At 75.8% G+C, this 18,725-nt stretch carries 19 protein-coding genes; 12 read left to right on the forward strand and 7 right to left on the reverse strand.

Annotation, left to right across the window (positions count from 1 at the left end; translation table 11 throughout):
* Positions 1–5 precede the first annotated feature (5 nt).
* Both AB2L28_RS13675 and AB2L28_RS13680 read right to left on the reverse strand, forming a co-directional pair.
* Positions 6–1,277 (reverse strand): sensor domain-containing diguanylate cyclase, encoded by a 1,272-nt coding sequence (locus AB2L28_RS13675; protein WP_370719532.1) that lies wholly within the window; start codon positions 1,275–1,277, stop codon positions 6–8.
* 52 nt (positions 1,278–1,329) lie between these two features.
* A complete protein-coding gene (locus AB2L28_RS13680; protein WP_370719533.1) occupies positions 1,330–1,908 on the reverse strand; it encodes a TetR/AcrR family transcriptional regulator in 579 nt (192 codons plus the stop codon).
* 80 nt (positions 1,909–1,988) lie between these two features.
* On the opposite strand from AB2L28_RS13680, the gene AB2L28_RS13685 reads away from it, so the two are divergent.
* The 3 genes from AB2L28_RS13685 to AB2L28_RS13695 all read left to right on the forward strand — a co-directional run bounded on the left by AB2L28_RS13685 (position 1,989) and on the right by AB2L28_RS13695 (position 4,402).
* The gene (locus tag AB2L28_RS13685) at positions 1,989–3,554 is read left to right on the forward strand and encodes an MFS transporter (RefSeq protein WP_370719534.1); all 1,566 of its coding nucleotides are present in this window, start codon (positions 1,989–1,991) and stop codon (positions 3,552–3,554) included.
* A gap of 36 nt (positions 3,555–3,590) precedes the next feature.
* Positions 3,591–4,016: a ChaB family protein gene (locus AB2L28_RS13690; protein ID WP_370719535.1), complete on the forward strand. Its 426-nt coding sequence runs from the start codon at positions 3,591–3,593 to the stop codon at positions 4,014–4,016.
* An 80-nt stretch (positions 4,017–4,096) separates the two neighbouring features.
* Positions 4,097–4,402, forward strand: a complete 306-nt coding sequence (locus AB2L28_RS13695; RefSeq protein WP_370719536.1) for a hypothetical protein — start codon at positions 4,097–4,099, stop codon at positions 4,400–4,402.
* 41 nt (positions 4,403–4,443) lie between these two features.
* Here the strand turns inward: AB2L28_RS13695 and AB2L28_RS13700 are convergent, their stop codons facing one another.
* Together AB2L28_RS13700 and AB2L28_RS13705 are read right to left on the reverse strand one after the other, a co-directional pair.
* The gene (locus tag AB2L28_RS13700) at positions 4,444–4,704 is read right to left on the reverse strand and encodes a hypothetical protein (RefSeq protein WP_370719537.1); all 261 of its coding nucleotides are present in this window, start codon (positions 4,702–4,704) and stop codon (positions 4,444–4,446) included.
* A 70-nt stretch (positions 4,705–4,774) separates the two neighbouring features.
* Positions 4,775–5,362, reverse strand: coding sequence for a hypothetical protein (locus tag AB2L28_RS13705; RefSeq protein ID WP_370719538.1), 588 nt, complete (start codon positions 5,360–5,362; stop codon positions 4,775–4,777).
* 19 nt (positions 5,363–5,381) lie between these two features.
* On the opposite strand from AB2L28_RS13705, the gene AB2L28_RS13710 reads away from it, so the two are divergent.
* Together AB2L28_RS13710 and AB2L28_RS13715 are read left to right on the forward strand one after the other, a co-directional pair.
* Entirely contained in the window at positions 5,382–6,008 is a 627-nt protein-coding gene (locus AB2L28_RS13710) for a VOC family protein (protein WP_370719539.1), read from the forward strand.
* A gap of 123 nt (positions 6,009–6,131) precedes the next feature.
* On the forward strand, positions 6,132–6,782 hold the full coding sequence (locus AB2L28_RS13715) for a PilZ domain-containing protein (protein WP_370719540.1): 651 nt from the start codon (positions 6,132–6,134) through the stop codon (positions 6,780–6,782).
* Positions 6,783–6,865: 83 nt separating this feature from the next.
* On the opposite strand, the gene AB2L28_RS13720 is transcribed toward AB2L28_RS13715, so the two are convergent.
* Complete coding sequence (locus tag AB2L28_RS13720) at positions 6,866–7,756, reverse strand: hypothetical protein (RefSeq protein WP_370719541.1); 891 nt, start codon at positions 7,754–7,756, stop codon at positions 6,866–6,868.
* 177 nt (positions 7,757–7,933) lie between these two features.
* Between AB2L28_RS13720 and AB2L28_RS13725 the strand changes: the two genes are divergently transcribed.
* The 4 genes from AB2L28_RS13725 (at position 7,934) to AB2L28_RS13740 (ending at position 11,503) form a co-directional block, all read left to right on the forward strand.
* Entirely contained in the window at positions 7,934–8,644 is a 711-nt protein-coding gene (locus AB2L28_RS13725) for a response regulator transcription factor (RefSeq protein ID WP_370719542.1), read from the forward strand.
* 3 nt (positions 8,645–8,647) lie between these two features.
* Positions 8,648–10,015, forward strand: coding sequence for a HAMP domain-containing sensor histidine kinase (locus AB2L28_RS13730; RefSeq protein ID WP_370719543.1), 1,368 nt, complete (start codon positions 8,648–8,650; stop codon positions 10,013–10,015).
* A 373-nt stretch (positions 10,016–10,388) separates the two neighbouring features.
* Positions 10,389–11,084, forward strand: coding sequence for a DUF433 domain-containing protein (locus AB2L28_RS13735; RefSeq protein ID WP_370719544.1), 696 nt, complete (start codon positions 10,389–10,391; stop codon positions 11,082–11,084).
* On the forward strand, positions 11,081–11,503 hold the full coding sequence (locus tag AB2L28_RS13740; RefSeq protein ID WP_370719545.1) for a PIN-like domain-containing protein: 423 nt from the start codon (positions 11,081–11,083) through the stop codon (positions 11,501–11,503). Before AB2L28_RS13735 ends, AB2L28_RS13740 begins: the two co-directional genes overlap by 4 nt.
* A gap of 47 nt (positions 11,504–11,550) precedes the next feature.
* Here the strand turns inward: AB2L28_RS13740 and AB2L28_RS13745 are convergent, their stop codons facing one another.
* Positions 11,551–13,098 carry a CCA tRNA nucleotidyltransferase gene (locus tag AB2L28_RS13745; RefSeq protein ID WP_370719546.1) on the reverse strand — a complete coding sequence of 516 codons (1,548 nt, stop codon included), beginning with the start codon at positions 13,096–13,098 and terminating at the stop codon, positions 11,551–11,553.
* A gap of 46 nt (positions 13,099–13,144) precedes the next feature.
* Here AB2L28_RS13745 and AB2L28_RS13750 point away from each other — a divergent pair, with 46 nt between their 5' ends.
* Positions 13,145–13,621 (forward strand): NUDIX hydrolase, encoded by a 477-nt coding sequence (locus tag AB2L28_RS13750; protein WP_370719547.1) that lies wholly within the window; start codon positions 13,145–13,147, stop codon positions 13,619–13,621.
* The gene (locus tag AB2L28_RS13755; protein WP_370719548.1) at positions 13,618–15,837 is read left to right on the forward strand and encodes a DUF6049 family protein; all 2,220 of its coding nucleotides are present in this window, start codon (positions 13,618–13,620) and stop codon (positions 15,835–15,837) included. The genes AB2L28_RS13750 and AB2L28_RS13755 overlap by 4 nt, the downstream gene beginning before the upstream one ends.
* On the opposite strand, the gene murJ is transcribed toward AB2L28_RS13755, so the two are convergent.
* Positions 15,802–17,472: a murein biosynthesis integral membrane protein MurJ gene (gene murJ / locus AB2L28_RS13760; RefSeq protein ID WP_370719549.1), complete on the reverse strand. Its 1,671-nt coding sequence runs from the start codon at positions 17,470–17,472 to the stop codon at positions 15,802–15,804. The two genes, AB2L28_RS13755 and murJ, sit on opposite strands and share 36 nt — an antisense overlap.
* 89 nt (positions 17,473–17,561) lie before the next feature.
* On the opposite strand from murJ, the gene AB2L28_RS13765 reads away from it, so the two are divergent.
* Entirely contained in the window at positions 17,562–18,671 is a 1,110-nt protein-coding gene (locus tag AB2L28_RS13765; RefSeq protein WP_370719550.1) for a C40 family peptidase, read from the forward strand.
* Positions 18,672–18,725 lie beyond the last annotated feature (54 nt).

Raw genomic sequence — 18,725 nt, forward strand, 5'->3', positions numbered from 1 at the left:
TCGCCTCAGCGGCGCCCGGCCTTGTGCTCGGCGACGACCGCCTCCACCCGCTGCAGCACCGACCGCACGCCGACGTCGAAGGCGGAGCGGCACTCCACCGGCGTGGCGCGGACGACGCCGACGGTCACCCCGACGGCCCGGTCCTCGCTGCGGCGGCCGCGCACCGGCAGCGGCGCCGGTGGTGTCCACGCGCGGACGACGTCGGCGGTGCGCCGGGCCCCGTCCTCGTCGGTGCCGGGCAGGACGACGGCGAACTCGTCGGCCCCCAGGCGGCCCGCGGTGGCGGTGGGCGGCAGCGCCGAGCGCAGGTGCGCGGCGAAGGCGATGAGGAGAGCGTCGCCGGCGGCCAGGCCGTAGGAGTCGTTGACGGCGCGGAACCCGTCGAGGTCGGCGAGCAGGACGCAGACGGGCTCGTCGCGGTCGACGGCCGCACCGAGCGCCGCGGACAGCCGCTCCTGCAGCAGGCTGCGCGTGGCGACGCCGGTGAGGGCGTCGCGGTGGGTGGCCCTGGACATCTGCGCGGTCCGGTCGCGCAGCACGCGGGTGGCCGCCCGCAGCGACTGCTCCAGCTCGCGCACGGGGGTGACGTCGCGGCTCACGAGGACCGCCCCCGCGTACCCGCCGTGCGCGTCGTGCAGGGCGGTCGCGGCCGACTCGACGACCAGCGTGCGCCCGCCGGTGGTGGTGACCTCGACCTCGACACCGGACCAGCCGTGGCCGGCGGTCAGCGCGCGCCGCACGGCCCGGAGGTACTCGTCGGCTCCGTGACCGCGGGTCAGCCCCTGCACGTGCCGGCCCACGAGGTCCGCGGCCCGCACGCCGTAGAGGCGCTCGGCGACCTTGTTGAGCAGCTGGACCGTGCCGCGGGCGTCGACGGTGACGATGGCGTCGGAGACGTGCTCGAGCAGGCCCTCCAGCAGCCGGCGGCTCACGACCCCGACGTCGCCCTCGCAGACGCGCACGGAGGTGTGGCGCAGGTGCCCGTCGGACCAGACGACCGCGGACCCGGTGACGCGGCGGTCGCGGGCGTCGCGCAGGTCCACCGGGCCGGTCGCCCCGGGGACGTCCCCGAGGACCTCGCGGGGGCAGCGGCCCAGGACGTCGGCGGCGAGGTGGCCGAAGACGGTCTCGGCGGCCCGGTTCCACCGGGCCAGGCGACCGTCGGCGTCCACCGACCAGGTGGGGTCGGGGAAGGTGTCCAGGACGCCGGTCCCCTCGACCTCCTGCGCGTCGACCCGCACCGCCCCACCCCGTTCCCGGACCCCCTCTGGACCCACCTGCAGGTGATCGGCGGTGGCGGGCGGGACGGAGAGAGCCCGAACGGGTGGATCAGGGGCTCGGCGCGGTGCGGCGGCTCGACAGGACGAGGTGGCGGACCTGCTCGAGGATCTCCTCGAGGTCGGTGACGGGGATCCCCATGGACGCCGACCCCCACAGCCCGTCCCCGATGAGCTGGACCAGCCGGGCCAGGCCGCGGTCACCGTCGAGCTGGTCCTCGATGAGCTCGCGCCAGCTGTCGTTGACGGCGACGTAGGCGGCCGCGGCCCGCGAGTCGCCCTCCTGGGCCAGCCGGAGCATGGCGACGAGGGCGGTGCTCAGCGGGTCCGACTCGGTCCCGTCGACCAGGGAGACGGCCTCCGTCGACGACGTGCGGACGTAGTACTCGGCCGGGCCCTCCGGGGCGGTGCGCATCCGCTCGACGTCCTCGGCGGCGAACCGCTCGAAGCGCTGGACGAGGCCCTCGACGAGGGCGTCCTTGGAGGCGAAGTGGTAGAGCAGGCCGCCCTTGGACACGCCCGCCCGGGCCGCGACGGCCTCGAGCGTCGCCGAGCGCGCACCGCTGCTGACGACGAGGCCGGCGAAGGCGTCGACGAGGCGGTCGCGGGTGGCGGCGGGGTCCCTGGGCACCGGAGGAGGGTAACGACTCGCCGACTATACCGTCCGGACGGTACAGTCGAGGGGAAGCCGACGCGACGAACCGAGGAACCGTGACCACCACGACCGCCCAGCCGGTCTCCCCCGCCCCCTCCGACCGCCCCACCGCCCGCCAGCGGGCCGCCCTGGCCGTGCTCGTGCTGCCGGTGCTGATCATCTCCGTCGACATGACGGTCCTGAGCTTCGCGCTGCCCGCGATCAGCGAGGCCGTCTCCCCCACCGGCACCCAGCTGCTGTGGATCGTCGACGGGTACTCCCTGGCCATCGCCGGCCTGCTCGTGACGATGGGCACCCTCGGCGACCGCCACGGCGCCCGCAAGCTCCTGCTCATCGGCTCGGCCGGTTTCGGGCTGGTCTCGCTGTTCGCCGCGTTCGCCGACTCCGCGACCGCGCTCATCACCGCGCGCGTGGCCCTCGGGGTGTTCGGCGCCACCCTCATGCCGTCGACGTTGTCGCTGCTGCGCAGCACGTTCACCGACCGGGAGCAGCGCCGGACGGCCTTCGCCGTGTGGGCCGGCGGGTTCGCCGCCGGGGGCGCCCTCGGGCCGATCGTCGGCGGTTGGCTGCTGGAGCACTTCTGGTGGGGTTCGGTCTTCCTGCTGAACGTCCCGTTCATGGTCCTGCTGCTGGTCCTGGCCCCCCTCGTCGTGCGCGAGCACCGCGGCGGCGGTGCGCACGGGCGCCTCGACCTCGTGAGCGTCGTCGTCTCGGTGCTGGCGCTGACCTCCCTCGTCTACGGCGTCAAGACGCTCGCCGAGCACGGCCTCGCCACCGTCCCCGTCGCGACGTTCCTGGCCGGCGTCGCCCTCGGCGCCGTCTTCGTCCGCCGCCAGCTGCGGCTGGCCGAACCGCTCCTGGATGTCGACCTGTTCCGCCTGCCCGTCTTCCGCTCCTCCGTGCTCGCCAACCTCATGAGCATCTGCGGGATGACGGGGATGCTCTTCGCCGTCTCCCAGCACCTGCAGCTCGTCCTGGGGATGCGCCCGCTGGACGCGGGGCTGCTCCTGCTGCCCGGCGCCGTCGTGACGTTCGCGTCCGGGCTGCTCGCCGCCCGCCTGGCGCGCCGGCTGCGGCTGGACCTGCTCATCGCGACCGGCCTGCTGCTCGGCACCGCCGGGTACGCCGTCATGGCCCTGCTCGGGCCCGGCGGCGGGTCGGCGCAGGCCGCCCAGCTCGCCGTCGCCTTCGCCGTGCTGTGCGCGGGGGCGGGCCTGGCCGAGACGCTGACGAACGACGCGATCCTGTCGGCCGCCCCGCCGCACCGGACCGGGGCCGCCTCGGCGATCTCCGAGACCGCCTACGAGGTCGGCGCCGTCCTCGGCACGACCGTCCTGGGCAGCGTGCTCAACGCCGTCTACCGCGCCCGCGTCGAGGTGCCCGCGGGGGCCGAGGCCGCCCGCGAGACGCTCGGCGCGGCGGTCGAGCTGTCCTCGACCCTGCCCGGCGGCGAGGCGCTCCTCGCCTCGGCGCGCGAGGCCTTCACCCGCGGCCTCGACGCGACGGCCGCGGCCGGGGCCGTCCTGACGGCGACCGCAGCCCTCGTCGTCTGGCGCTCGCTGCGCCCCGGTGAGCGCCCCGCCGCGTCGTCCCGGGATGTGGTCACGGCCGAGCGGTCCTAGCGTCGGGGCACTGGAACGGGACGTGAGGAGCACGCGGTGCCGAAGACCTCGAAGTCGGGCGAACCCCTGGAGGACGAGCTGCCGAGCACGTTGCAGCGCTCGGACGAGGAGGCGCAGGAGACGTTCGCGAAGGCGCACGACTCCGCCGCCGAGTCCTACGACGACGAGGCCCGGGCCCACCGGGTCGCGTGGGCGGCGGTCAAGCACACCCACGAGAAGGTCGGCGACCACTGGCAGCCCAAGGAGGACGGCCGCAAGGGGCCCTCGGACCCGCAGGCCGAGGGCGGCGTCGACACCGACCGCCGCACCTCCGGCGGCGTCGACGAGCACGCGACGAAGGAGCACCTGCTCGAGATCGCCCGCGAGCTCGACGTGCGGGGCCGGTCGTCGATGGACAAGGCCGAGCTCGTCGAGGCGGTCCGGAAGGCCAACGACGCGGCGACGCGGGACAGCCGGTCGTAGCCGCCACCTCGCCGGGCGGGCTCAAGCCGGGGGCGGGACGTGCCGATGGGGCCGGCACCCGAGCAGCACAGGAGAGCATCGTGGAGCACCCCCGTCGCGCAGCGGCCCTCGTCACCGGCGCGGCCGGTCTGCTCGCGGCCTCGGCCTGCGTCGTGGGGACCTCGGTCGGGCAGGTCGCCGGGCCGGCGGCGTCACCGCCGGTCCGGGCGAGCAGCGCCCCCTCGGCCGAGTTCGTCGCTCCCCTGCACGTGCCCGCGCCGCCGGCCGGTGTCCTCGGCCCGGCGGGGGGCGAGGCGGCCGACGGGGGCGCGGGCGTGCTGGGGCCCGAGGACGTGATCACCCCGACCCCGACCGTGCCGCTGCGCGCCGTGATCCGGCCCGCCTGAGGGCGGGGACCCCGGCTCGGGGTCCGGGGACGACCCCGACGTCACGGGCCGGCGACGAGGGTGAGGACCACCCACGTCGCCGGGAGCAGCAGCGTCGCGAGGACCCCCGCCACGACCAGCCGGGGCGAACGGGCCGCGGCACCGGAGAACGTGGCCGCCAGGCCGAGGGCGACCGCCGCCGCTCCGACGACCAGGGGCCCCAGCGACCCGGCCCGGTGGGCCCACGGGAGGCAGACCGCGCACACGACGGCCAGCACCAGGGCCGTGATCGACCACCGCGCAGCGGTCGGTCCGCTCAGCACCTGCACGACCTGCCCCGCGGGGTGGTTCCGCGGCCGCGGGGCAGCACCGGCGCGCGCTCCGGACCGGGGCTCACCCCGGCGTCACCAGCGGCGCCGCGCAGCGGCGGTGCGCGGCCTCGACCTCCTCCTGCTGGCGCCGGGCCCGGTCGGCCAGGCCCCGGACCCCCGAGGTCCAGTCGCCGCGCAGCTCCTGGACGGCGACCAGCTCCCCGAGCAGGCGCGCGGCCACCGCGCGCCGGTGCAGCCCGCCGAGCACGTCCTCCAGGGCCAGCAACGCCTCCACGACCGCGGCCCGCGCCGGGTGCGCCGTCGGCAGCACCCCCGCGACCCGGTCGAGCACGGGCAACCGGTGCAGGAGCGGGGCGACGCGGCCGGCGTGGGCGGACAGCCAGCCGACGCCGACGACGGCCCAGTCGGTGCTCGCGCCGAGCCGCCGCATGGCCGTCCGCAGCGCGGCCCGGTCGGCCGCGACCTCGCGGCGGACCCGCAGCAGCGTCGTGCGCTCGCCGGCCAGGACGTCGAGGGCGGCGGCCCGTCGCAGCTGCTCGGCGAGCCCGGTCGCGGCGGCGAGCTGCTCGTTGAGGTAGGCGCGCAGGACGGGGTCCGCGTCGGGGGTCCCGCGGCGCCGCCCGGGGACCAGCGCGGCGATCGTGGGCACGAGGAGGACGCTAACCCGCATGGAGTTCCTGCGCGCCCTGCCGGTCCTGCCGGTCCACGACCTCGACGCCGAGACCGCCTTCTACGCGGCGCTGTCGTTCCACGTGCAGCACCGCGAGGACGGCTTCGCCGCGCTGGAGAGCGGGGAGGTGGTCTTCGGCCTGCGCCGGGTCCCGGCCGACGTGCCGGTCCCGCCGGCCGGGGTGTCCTGGCAGGTGGAGGTCGACGACGTCGCCGAGGTGCTCGCGGGAGCGCGCGCGGGCGGCCTGCTCGTCCGCGAGGCGCCGCACCAGCGCGACGGCGGTCGCTGGACCCTGCGCCTGCTCACCCCCGCCGGCTACGAGCTGGTCCTCGACGGTCCCTCCTCGGGCACGACCGTCCTGGACCTGCGGTCCCTGGCGCTGTCGCTGCCGGACGTCGTCGAGCTGGTCGACGAGGGCCGGACGGGGTTCCGGCGGATCGGCGGCGCGTGGTTGGCGCGGGTGGCCGGCGACCACGCCGAGCTGCACACCGGCGAGGGGCCCGGCGGGGTGACGGCGGTGGACCTGCGCACGGTGACGCGCGAGCACCTGGAGGAGCTGCTGCGATCGGCGTGGGAGGTCACCCCCGGACCCGTCGCCGACGTGGGACCACTGCGCACGGAGTGACGGGTGTGACACACGGTGACGGTCGTGGTGCGGTGAGCTGCGGTGTTCCGGTGGAACGCTCCCCCCTGGTCACGTAGCGTGTTTAAGCGATCACACGATCGGGGAGACACAGGGGGAAGAACGATGGACGCTGCGCAGGGCGGCACGATCATGACCGAGGGGCCCGCGGTCGACACCACGGTCACCCTCATGCCCACGAGCGCCGCCGGCGCGGGCGCCTGGCGCACCGGGACGGTCCGCTCGTGGACGGCCGGTGCCGCCGGTCTCGTCGTGACCAGCCACGTCACCGCCAGCCGAGCGACGGTCGAGGAGCTCGACGGTCAGCGCGTCTGGGTCAGCACCGACCCCGGCGACGGTTCCGCCGTCACCCCGCACGCCGTCTTCCAGGCCGTCGCCCGGGCCCACCGCGACGACGAGCTCGCGCTCACCGGCGTGATGCTGCTGGCCGCGGAGACCCGTCGCGGCGCCGTCCGCGCCCCCGTGTCCCTGCCGGCCCACCTCACGACCACCGACGGCGTCGCCGACGTCCGCACCGTCGACTACTCCCGCACCGGCATGCGCATCGAGGGCGCCGCCGACGTGCCCGGCGGCACGGACGTCGAGGTCGCCCTCGAACTGGCCGACGGCCTCGAGGTCCACGGCCGCGGCGAGGTCGTCCGCGTCGACGAGGAGTCCGGCGAGGCCGTCGTGCGCTTCGTCGAGCTGGAGGAGGGGGCCGCCGAGGCCCTGGAGCGCAGCGTCCTCACGGAGCTGGCGCGGCAGAACCGCCCCTGACACCCGCACCGTCCGACCCGCACGCGCAGCACCCCCGGACCGGGACCGGTCCGGGGGTGTCGTGCGCCGGCACGACGGGCGGGTCAGCCGAGGCTGGTCGGCTCACCGTCCCCCGGCGCCGGGGAGGCGCTGTCCGCGGGCGGTGCCGGAGCCCCGACCGGCGGGGTGGGCGGAGCCGGGTGCCCGACCTCGACGCGGGTGGCGGTGAAGGAACCGTCGTCGCCGACGGCCGTGCCCACCGCGGCCTCGGCGTGCACGTGCTCACCCACCGTGATCGAGGACGCGTCGGCGGTCTCGCCGTCCCGCAGGACCCGCGCCCCGGCGACGTCGACGACCGTGCTGGTCCCGTCGGGCCCGGTGAGGGTCAGCTCGTCCCCGTCGATCGCCGTCACGTCGCCGTGGGCGCGCACCGGCTCGACCACGACCCGGGACGCAGTGCGGTCGTCGGCCGTCGAGCCGGACGTGAGGTCGACGTGGACGCGCTGCCCGACGGTGATCGCGTCGCGGTCGGCGGTCTGCTCGCCCTGGCCGGGGCCCTGGTCGAGCACGACGACGGTGTCGTCGGTGAGGGTGACGACGGTCTGCTCCCCGCGCGGGGCGGTGAGGGTCAGGGTGTCGCCGTCGAGCGCCGTCACGGTCCCGCCGGCGGGCGGGCCGACGCGGTCACCCCGGCCCGGACCGGCGGGCCCGGCACCGGGACCACCGTCGGGACCGCAGCCGGGGGCGGGTGCGGTGCCGTCACCGGGGAGTCCCGGCGACGCGGGGGCGGACGCGGACGGGCTGGGCGCGGTGCCGTCGGGGGTGCCGGGCGCGCTGGTGGCGGCGCTGCCCGCGGCGACGGCGGCCGTCGCGGCGAGCCCCCCGGCGGCCGTCGCCACGACGGCACCGAGGACGAACCTCCGGACGCGGGCGCTGCGACGTGCGGTGCCGGGCGCGGCGGGGTCGGTCGGGTCGGTGGGGCGGGTGGTCGTCACGGTGCTCCTCCAGGTCGCTCTGGCTGGTCCTCACCGGGACCTCCAGGTCCGCGGCGAGGTCCACACCACCGGCCGGACCTGAAGCCGACCTGAAGCGGGTGCGTTCCGCCGCAGTCCTTCAGGTCCTCTTCAGCCCGCGCGCTGGCCGCGACCCCCCGGCTCTGCGATGTTCGTCCGGTGCCCGCCGCAGCCGTCCGGGTCCTCCTCGTCGAGGACGACCCGCTCATCGCCGAGTCCGTCACCCAGGCGCTCACCGACACCGGGATGGTCGTGCGCGCCCGCCCCGACGGCCGCGGTCTCGACGAGGTCGTCGAGGGGTTCCGCCCCGACATCGCCGTGCTCGACGTCATGCTCCCCGGCGAGGACGGCACGTCCCTGGCCCGGCGGGTGTGCGTGCCCCGGGACGTCCCCGTCGTCTTCGTCACGGCCCGCGACGACGTCGACGACCGGCTCTCCGGCTTCGCCGCCGGCGCCGACGACTACGTGGTCAAACCCTTCGCCGTCGAGGAGCTGCTCGTGCGGCTGCGGGCGGTGCTGCGCCGGTCCGGGCGCACGCCCCAGGTCGTCGAGGTGGGCGACCTCGTCGTCGACGAGTCCGCCGCCGTGGCCCTGCGCGACGGGGTACCCCTGGACCTGACGGCGACGGAGTTCCGGCTGCTGGCCCAGCTCGTCCGCCACCGCGGGCGGACCCTGTCCAAGCTGCAGCTGCTCACCCAGGTCTGGGGCTACGAGCACTACGACCAGAACCTCGTCGAGGTCCACGTCAGCGCCCTGCGCCGCAAGCTGGAGGAGCACGGGCCGCGGCTCGTCCACACCGTCCGGGGCCTCGGCTACGTCCTGCGCGTCCCCACCGCCCCGACCACCGGGGACGGGGACGGGGACGGCTGAGAAGTGCGCACGGTCTCCCTGCGCCGCCGCGTGGTCGCCGTCGCGACCGCCGTGCTCGCGGCGCTGCTGCTCGCCGTCGGGATCTTCGTCGACACCGACCTCGGCTCCCGGTTGCGCGAGGACGCCCGGGCGCGGCTCGCGGCGCTGGCCGAGCTCGGGGTGCAGCTCGACGGCACGGTCGACGACCAGACGCTCGTCGACCGGCTCGCGACCGCGGGCGCGAGCGCCGAGCTGGAGACCGGTGACGGCACGGTCGTCGGCACTCCCGGCCCCCCGGGACCCGGTGGCCCCCCGGGACCGGCCGGTGGACCCGCGCGGGGCCCGGGGGCCGCCGTCGTCCAGGACGGGGACCTGCTGCGCACCACCCGCACCCTCGGCGAGGGCCGGGTCCTCGTCCTCACGACGTCGCTGCGACCCGTCGAGGACGCCCGCGCCCAGTTCCGCCGCTCGATGCTGCTGGGCGCGCTCGCGGGCCTGGCGCTCGCCGTCGTCGCCCTGCGGCTGCTGCTGGGCCGGGCCCTCGCGCCGCTGGACACCATGACCGCCACGGCCCGCTCGATCGCCGACGGCGGCCGTGGGCGGCGCCTGACCCCGGACCGCACCGACACCGAGCTGGGCCGCACCGCCGCCGCCTTCGACGCCATGCTCGACTCCCTGGAAGGGGCCGAGCAGCGCGCCACCCGGTCACGGGACCGGTTGCAGCGCTTCCTGTCCGACGTCGCGCACGACCTGCGGACCCCGCTGGCCGCCGTCACCGCGGCCGCCGAGCGGCTGCTGCTGGACACCGGGGACGGGCCCCGGCGCCAGGACCGCGAGGAGGCCGCCGTCCGCATCGTGCGGGAGGCGCGGCGCGCGGCCCAGCTCGTGACGGACCTGCTGGCGGTCTCCCGGCTGGAGGAGCTGCACCCGCGCGCGGTGCCCACCGACCTCGCCACCCTGGTCCGCGCCGCGGTCGAGGAGGCGGGTCCCCTCGGTCAGGGCGTGAGCGTGCGCACGACCGCCGTCGACGCGGTCGCCGACCCCGACCACGTCCGCCGCGTCCTGGTGAACCTGCTGTCCAACGCGCGCCGGGCCGCCCCCGCCGGGCCCGTCGTCGTCACCGTCGACCGGTGGCAGGAGCAGGGCCGCGTCGTCGTCGCCGACGGCGGGCCCGGCATCGCCCCGGCCGACCGCGAGCGCGTCTTCGACCGCCTCGTCCGGCTCGACCCCGCCCGCGCGGGTGACGGCGGGTCGGGGCTGGGGCTGTCGATCTCCCGCGGCCTGGCGCGGGCCGGTGGCGGGGAGCTGCGGTGCGCGGACCCGGGCGAGGCGGGCCTGCCGCCGGACCTGCCGGGCGGGGCGGTCCTCGTCCTCACCGTCCCCACCGAGTGACGGCCACCTGTGCCCTGGACTGCGCGTAGTGACCGTTCGCGCTCGCCGGTCGACCCGGAACCGTCCCCGAGAGGGGCAGTCGGTGCCCCGGGTACCTCGTGGTGTCGTCCACGGTCGACGTCCTGACCAGGAGGCCGGCTGCGAGAGAACCAGCGCATCGCTGACGCCGTCGATCGGCGAGACAGGCAGCGGGTTGCGGCGTCGAAGCGCTCCGCGTCCACAGGCGGGGGACCGTTCATTGCAGCGCGGAAGCGACTGGACGACCATGGGAGCCACCGGCGCGCCGGTGGAGAGCGGGTGAGGTCGTGCGGTTCAGTGGTGCGGTCGCGAGCACGAACGGCGACGGGAGTCGAGGGACAGCGGAGGAGGAATCGTGACGGGGAAAGACGATGAGCGGTTCACGGTCCCGCTCTACTCGGTGGCTGAGGCGGCGCGGCACTTGGATCGCATGCCTGCCTCGACGCTCAGCACGTGGGTCGACGGGTACGTGCGTGGGCAGCACGGGCAGTACCGGGGCGAGCCCCTGGTGACTGCGTTCACACCGAAGCGGCGGGGCTACCCGCGCCTTCCCTTCGTGGGTCTCGCCGAGGCTTACGCCCTCAACGCCTTTCGCAAGGCTGGTGTCCCGCTGCAGCGCATCCGAGCCTCGCTCGACGCTCTCGTCGCCGAACGAGGACCCCATGCCCTGGCGAGCGAACACCTCATCACCGACGGCGCTGAGGTGCTGTGGCACGTTCAAGCTGAAGGCGAGCGCGAAGCCTTGGAACAACTCGTCGTTCCGCGTCTCGGCCAGCGCGTCTTCACCCGTGTCGTGGAGCAGTACCTGCGAGAGGTGCAGTTCGACGACGGGTACGCCAGCCTGATCTGGCTGCCGCGCTACCGCGACGCCCATCTCGACGTCGTCATCGACCCGCAGCGCGCTGGGGGACAGCCGATCTTCGCCAGGACGGGCGTCGCAGTGGACAACGTCCTGGGGCGGATCCGCGGCGGAGAAGACCCCGAGGAGACGGCTCGGGACTTCGGGATCCCCAGTGAAGACCTCCGGACCGCCCTCGAACTCAGCGCGTGACGGGGGAACACATCCCGCTGCGCATCCACCAGGAAACGATCTTCGTCGACCGCAGTCTCGGAGCAGCGATCGTGCCGGACGGTCTACGGGCGGCAGGGCTGACGATCAAGACCATGCGCGATGTCTACGGCGAGGCACCAGGCGCCGCCACGGCAGACGTCGACTGGATCGCCATGGCCGGCGACCGGGGTTGGATCATGTTCCACAAGGACGCCCGGATACGACGCAACGAACGTGAGCGACAGGCGGTGACGGAGCATGCGGGACGCATGTTCTGCATCACCAACGCCAACACCACCGGAGCGGACAACCTGCACCGTTTCCTCCGGTGCCTGGCAGCCATCGATCGTGCCGCGGCTCACCCGGGACCTTTCATCTACGGTGTGGACGCCACGTCCATCCGCAAGCTCTTCCCCTGACCGAGAACGACGGGTGGTGTGGAACCAGATCATCGGACTCCGGCGTCTCAGCCCTCCCGCGACTCCGGCTGCTCGGCCCACCACGCCCGCAGCTCCCGCTCGGCCTCCTGCTCCCCCAACGGCCCGCGGTCCATCCGCAGCCCCAGCAGGTGCTGGTAGGCGCGGCCGACGACGCGGGACGGCCCGATCCCCAGCAGCTGCATGATCCGGTTCCCGTCGAGGTCGGGCCGGATCGCGTCCAGCTCCTCCTCCTCCCGGAGCCGGGCGATGCGCGCCTCGAGGTCGTCGTAGGCGTCCGAGAGGCGCTTGGCCTTGCGGGCGTTGCGGGTCGTGCAGTCGCTGCGGGTGAGGCGGTGCAGGCGTTCGAGCAGGGGGCCGGCGTCGGTGACGTAGCGGCGGACGGCGGAGTCGGTCCACTCCCCGTCGCCGTAGCCGTGGAAGCGCAGGTGCAGCTCCGTCAGGCGCGCGACGGCCTTGGTCGTGTCGTTGTCGAAGCGCAGCGCCTTGAGCCGCTTGGTCACCATCTTCGCGCCGACGACCTCGTGGTGGTGGAAGCTGACGCCCCCGCCGGCCTCGAAGCGGCGGGTGCGGGGCTTGCCGACGTCGTGCAGCAGCGCGGCCAGGCGCAGCAGCAGGTCCGGGCCGGGGACGGAGTCGTCCGGGCCGCCCTCCAGGTCGATGGCCTGCTCGAGCACGGTCAGGGAGTGCTCGTAGACGTCCTTGTGGCGGTGGTGCTCGTCGATCTCCAGCTGCAGCGCGGGCAGCTCGGGCAGGACGTGCGCGGCCAGGCCGGTGTCCACGAGCAGCCGCAGCCCGGCGACGGGGTCGGCCGCCAGCAGCGTCTTCTCCAGCTCCACGCGGACCCGCTCGGCCGAGACGATCCCGACGCGGTCGGCCATCGCGCTCATCGCGGCGACCACCTCCGGCGCCACCCGCAGCCGCAGCTGCGCGGCGAACCGGGCCGCGCGCATCATCCGCAGCGGGTCGTCGGAGAACGACCGCTCCGGGGTGCCCGGCGTCCGCAGGACCCCGGCGGCGAGGTCGGTGAGGCCGTCGTGCGGGTCGACGAAGTCCATCGACGGCAGTTGCAGCGCCATCGCGTTGACGGTGAAGTCGCGCCGCGACAGGTCCCCGACGAGGTCGTCGCCGTAGGCCACCTCGGGTTTGCGGGAGGCCGGGTCGTAGCTCTCGGAGCGGTACGTCGTCACCTCCACCACGAGGTCCTTCTTGCGCGCCCCGATGGTCCCGAACTCCTTGCCGATGTCCCAGGACGCGTCGCCCCAGGCCCCCAGCAGCCGGGCCGTGTCGTCGGGGCGGGCGTCGGTCGTGAAGTCCAGGTCGGTCGAGCGGCGGCCGAGGAAGGCGTCGCGGACGGGACCCCCGACGAGGGACAACGCGAACCCGGCGCCCTCGAAGACGCGGCCCAGGTCGACCAGCAGCGCCATCACGGGCTCCAGCGCCGCGACCGCACGGCCCTTCGCCTCGTCCTTGGCCGACTCCAGGGCCGACTCCAGCGGCGACCCGGGGGCGACGGCCGGTCCGGCGGGCCGGGGGGTGGGGGACTCCTCGTGCAGCACGGGGTCCAAGCCTGCCACGACTCACCTGCCGTGGGCGGACAGCTGCGCTGGCTACAGTGAGCCGATGGTCACGCCTGCCCGGGAGCCGCGTCGGCGGCTGCCCACCGTGCAGGAGACCTCCTCCGGTGGGCTCGTCGTCGACCTCTCCACCGGCGTCCCGCGCGCCGCCGTCATCTGCCGCCTCAACCGCGCCGGCCGCCCCGAGTGGTGCCTGCCCAAGGGCCACCTCGAGGGCGAGGAGACGCTGGAGCAGGCCGCGGTCCGCGAGATCGAGGAGGAGACCGGCATCCGCGGCGAGGTCGTGGAGACGCTCGGCAGCATCGACTACTGGTTCTCCGCCGACGGCCGCCGCATCCACAAGGTCGTGCACCTCTTCCTGCTGCGCGCGGTCGGCGGCTCGCTGACGGTGGACAACGACCCGGACGCCGAGGCGATCGAGGTCGAGTGGATCCCGTTCTCCGACCTCGACGAACGCCTCGCCTTCCCCAACGAGCGACGGGCGGCGACGGCGGCGACCCTGCGGCTGGGCGAACTGGCGTGACCGGGCGCGTCACGCGCCGCGGACTGCTCACGGGGCTGGCCACCGGCGGGGCCCTGACCGCCGCCGTCCCGGCGCGGGCCTCGTCGACCCGGCCGACCGCGGGCGCCACGTCCACCGCCACGTCCACCGGCAGCTCGACGACGTCCACGAGCCTCCCGCTGCGCGTCGTCCTGCTCGAGCTGACCCCCTCGACCTACGCGGCGGACGACCCGGCGCGCGCGACCGTCGTCGTCCGCGCGCGGGTGGAGCACCGGGGGTCGGTCCCGCTGACGTCGCTGACGGCCCGGCTGGTCACCCAGCGATCCCCCGTCGTCGCCCGCTCCAACCTGGACACGTGGGCCGGGGCGTCCGACCGCGCGTCCATCACCCGCTCCTCGGCCAGCTCCGACGACGTCGTCGTGGGGTCCGGGACGTTGCGGCCCGGCGAGTCCGCGGAGGTCCTCACCACGCTGCCGGCGGCCTCGATCGGCGCGGGTGTCGGCGCGCACCTGGCGGCCGTGGAGGTCTCCGACGACTCCGGGCGCGTCGGGGTCGCGCGCACGTTCCTCGTCTCGGCGCCCGGCTCGGTCTCCCCCACCCCCCTGACGCTGCTGCTGCCCCTCGTCGCGGGCCGCGACGTGTCCGCCGCCGGGTTGTCCACCGCCGTCGGGCAGCGGCTCGGCCCGCTCGTGGAGGGCAGCGCCGACCCCCGCGTGGCGTGGGCGCTGGACCCCGCCCTGACCGCCACCGCCGCCTCCGTGCGCGCGGCGACGCAGCCGGGCGGGGACGCCCCGACCGCGAGCGCGAGCCCCGACCCGACGGCCTCGAGCAGCGCCCGGCCCTCGGCGGAGCAGGCCGAGCTGCTGTCGCAGTGGCTGGACCGGCTCGCGGCCGCCGCCGCGGTCCGCGACGTCGTGGGGCTGCCGTTCGGCGACCCCGACCTGGAGGCGCTGTCCCGCGCGCCCTCGGGCCCGGAGCTGCTGGGGCGCGCGACCACCGCCGCCGCCGGCGCCTTCGACGGGCTCACCGGCGACGGCGTGCGCACCGACGTCGCCTGGCCCGCCGACGAGGCCGCCGACGAGGACCTGCTCGGGTTCTGCGCCGAGCGCGGCGCCTCGACCGTCGTCCTGGACGACCGGTGCCTGGTCCCGGACCGCGACCTGACCTTCACCCCCGTCGGGCGCGCCACCGTCGAGCTGCCCCGCGGCCGCTCGCTCGTCGCGCTCGTCGCCGACGCGACGATGTCCTCGGTGCTGGCCGACGTCGCCGACCCCGACCAGGCCGTCCTCGTCCGGCAGCGGCTGGTCGCCGAGGCGGCCACCACGACGCTGCAGCGCCCCAGCGACCCGCGCGGCCAGCTGCTCGTGGCCCCGCGCAGCTTCGCGCCCACGGCGAGCGCGCTGAGCGGGCTCGTCGCCGACCTCGAGGCCTCCGGCTGGGCGCTCTGGCAGCCGCTCACCGGGCTGCTGGGGACGACGGCCCCCGACGACGGGCGGTCCGACCCGCAGGTGCCCACCGCCACGGCCCGCGCCGCCCTGCCCCCGCGCCACGTCGAGGACGTCGAGCGCCAGCTCGACGCGGTCGACGACTTCCGCAGCGCGCTGCAGGCGTCCACCCCCGACGCCGACCTGCTGTCCCAGCAGCGCGCGGCCCTGGCCCTGCTCGGGGTGTCCTGGCGCGGGCACACCGACGAGCTGCCGCAGGCCCGGGCGGCGCTCGCGCGCGCGGTCGAGCTGCTGACGGCCGGGGTGGGCATCGTGACGGGCAGCGTCCGCAACCTCGCCGCCGAGCGCAGCGAGCTGCCCATCACCGTCGTCAACGAGCTTGACGTGCCCGTCGTCGTCGACCTCGTGCTGCGGCCGCGGACCCCGCGCGTGCAGCTCGACACCGTGCCGCGCCAGACGGTGCCCGCCCGCAGCCAGCAGCGCGTCGCGGTGCCCGTGCGGGCGCTGGCGAACGGGTCCGTCGTCGTCGACGCGCAGCTGCGCACGCCCGCCGGCAGCCCCATCGGGCCCGCCGTGGACATCCGCCTCAACGTGCGGGCCGACGTGGAGAACTGGATCACCGCCGTCGTCGGGGGCGGGGCGGCCGGCCTGCTCGTGCTGGGGGTCGTGCGCGCGTTCCGCAAGGGCAACCGCCGCGTCGACGCCGCCGAGCACCCCGTCGAGCCCGGCGCCCCGACGTCCCCGGCGCGGGAGTCCTCAGCGCCGGCCGACCCCGGGCAACCGGCGCAGTAGCGGGCTCACGAGGTCGTCGAGCTCGCGCACGCGCATGAGCCGGCACAGGACGGTGAAGACGAGCAGGACGAGGACGCCGCCGACGAGGACGACGGCGAGGTCGGCGACCCGGCCCTCGCCCAGCCGCCCACCGCCCAGCGCCACCGCCCAGCCCACGGCCGCCGCGAGCGCCGTGATGACCAGCAGCCGCACGAGCGTGCGCAGCAGCCGGTGCCCGTCGATGCCACCCCCGTCCAGGGACTGCAGCCGGCGGCGCAGCAGCACGAGACCCAGCACGCAGCCCACGACGTTGGCCAGGCTCATGAAGGCGCCGATGCCGATGACCTGCCACCGGGGCTCCAGCACGAAGTAGCAGACGAGGTTGCCCACCGAGATGACCACCGCGACGACGACCTGGACGACGAAGGGCGTGCGGGCGTCCTCGTAGGCGTAGAAGACGCGCTGCACCAGGTAGGTGACGCTGAAGGGCACGAGACCGATCGTCATGGCCACGAGCACCCGCCCGATGGGGGCGGCGCCGAACATCGCCTCCCCGACCGCCGGCCCGAGGCTGAGGAAGGCGGCGGTGGCGAGGGCACCGGCGGCGGCCACGGTCCGGGCGCCCGAGGAGAAGTCCCGGCGCACCGCCGTGACGTCACCGGCGACCGCGGACCGGCTCAGGCGGGTGAACAGGGCCGTCACGAGCGAGACCGCCACGAGGGAGTGCGGCAGCATGAAGAGCAGGTAGGCGTAGCTGTAGGAGTTCCCCGAGGCGCCGTCCACGCCGGCCCTGTTCAGCGCGTAACCGGCCGCGGTCATCACCTTCGAGGTCGGGATGAAGGCCAGCTGCCCCACCGCGACCCCGGCGAACGTCCAGCCCGCCACCCGTCCCGCGCTGCGCAGACCGATGCCGCGGAACCCGAAGCGGGGGCGGTAGCGGAACCCGACGCGGTGCAGCGGCCACAGCAGCACGAGCGCCTGCAGCGCGACCCCCGCCGTGGCGGTCCCGGCCAGCAGCACGATCATCCGCGGCGTCCAGGCGGACGCCGAGTAGTCCTCCCCGGAGGGGTACAGGGCCAGGAACACGACGACCCCGGCGATGGCGACGACGTTGTTGACGACCGGTGCCCACATGAACGGCCCGAAGCTGCCGCGCGCGTTGAGCACCTGCCCCAGGACCGTGTAGAGGCCGTAGAAGAAGACCTGCGGCAGGCACCAGAACGCCATGGCCGTGCCCAGGGCCAGCCAGTCGTCGTTCCACCGGTCCGCGTACAGGCGCACCACGAGGGGCGCGGCCACCGTGATCAGGACCGTCGCACCGGCCATGACGAGCAGCGCGAGCGTGATGAGCCGGTCGACGAAGTCCTTGCCACCGTCCGGGAGACGGAACGCCTTGACGATCTGCGGGACGAGGACCGCGTTGAGGACACCCCCCGCGACGAGGATGTAGAAGTTGTTGGGCGCCTTGTTCGCGACGTCGAAGACCTGACCGCCCACTCCCGCCGCGGCGCCGCCGATGGCCGAGGCGAGCAGTGCCACCCGGACGAACCCCAGCACCCGCGACACGAGCGTCCCGCTGGCCATCACGGCGCTGGACCGGGCGAGGGAGGCCTTGGACTCGTCCGGGACGGCCGTCTGGTCGGGTGCTGCGCTCACGCCTCGATGGTGGCCGATGCCTGCGCCGTCCGGGTCATCGCGTCCCCGGTCCGGTCAAGGTCTTCACACGGGGTGACGACTCCTCGACGGTGAAGAACTTCGGGCGGGTGGTGGCGGCCGGTGCGCTCGCCCTCGCCCTGGCCGTGCCCGCCGCGGGTGCGCACGCCGAACCGCGCAGCGAGACCCTGCAGGCGCAGGCCGACGCGCTCCGCACCTCCGTGGAGGCCCTGCGGCTGCAGCAGTCGATCGCCACCGAGGCCTACGACACCGCCATCGACGACACCGCCCGCGCGATCTCGCAGGAGGTCCGCGCCCAGGCCGTCCTCGACGCGGCCACGGGGACGAGCAGCGCCGCCGCGACCGCCGCGACCCGTCGCGTCCGGACCCTCTACATGGCCGGGCCCGCGCTGCCGACGGGTCTGTCCTCCGGGCTCGGCCTGCTCACCGGCGGGACCCTCGACCGGGCGGCGGACACCGCCCGCTCCGCCGCGGTCGCCGCGACCGTCGTCGCCGACGACCGGACCACGCTGACCCGGGCCGTCACCGCCCGGGCGGACGCGATCGCCGCCGAGGCGGACCTGCAGGAGGTGCGGCGGGAGAAGACCGCCGCCCAGCGGGCCGCGCAGACGGCGCAGGCCGAGGTCACGACGGCCCTGGCGCGCCAGCAGGACCTGCTCGACTCCGCCGACGCCGCCGTCCGTCGGGCCGTCGCGGACGAGGAGGAGGCGGCCCGGCAGGCCGCGCTCGCGGCGGCCGCCCAGCAGGCCGCGGCCGCGGGCGTCGCCGACGCGACGGGGGAGACCGCGGGCGTCGCGGACGCCGTCGCGGACGCCTCGACCGCGGCCCTCGGGGCGATCGCCGCCGCGCACACGCGCGAGGGGGTGCCGTACGCGTGGGGCGCCACCGGCCCGTCGACGTTCGACTGCTCGGGCCTGACGCAGTGGGCGTACGCGCAGGCGGGCGTGTCGATCCCCCGCACGTCCCGGCAGCAGTACGCGGGCCTGCCGAGGGTGCCGCTGGACCAGCTGCAACCCGGTGACCTGGTGTTCTACGCCAACGGCTCGGACCCGTCGACCATCCACCACGTCGCGCTGTACCTCGGCGGCGGGAAGGTCCTGCACGCCCCGCACACCGGCGACGTCGTGCGCGTCGCCGGGGTCGCGATGCCGGGGCTGTTCGGGGCGGTCCGCCCGTCCTGACCGTCTCCCGGGCGGGTGCCGGCGCCCGACGACGCGCGGTCCGCCACCCCGTCA

It is taken from the genome of Kineococcus mangrovi, from assembly GCF_041320705.1.
Taxonomy (GTDB): Bacteria; Actinomycetota; Actinomycetes; order Actinomycetales; family Kineococcaceae; genus Kineococcus; species Kineococcus mangrovi.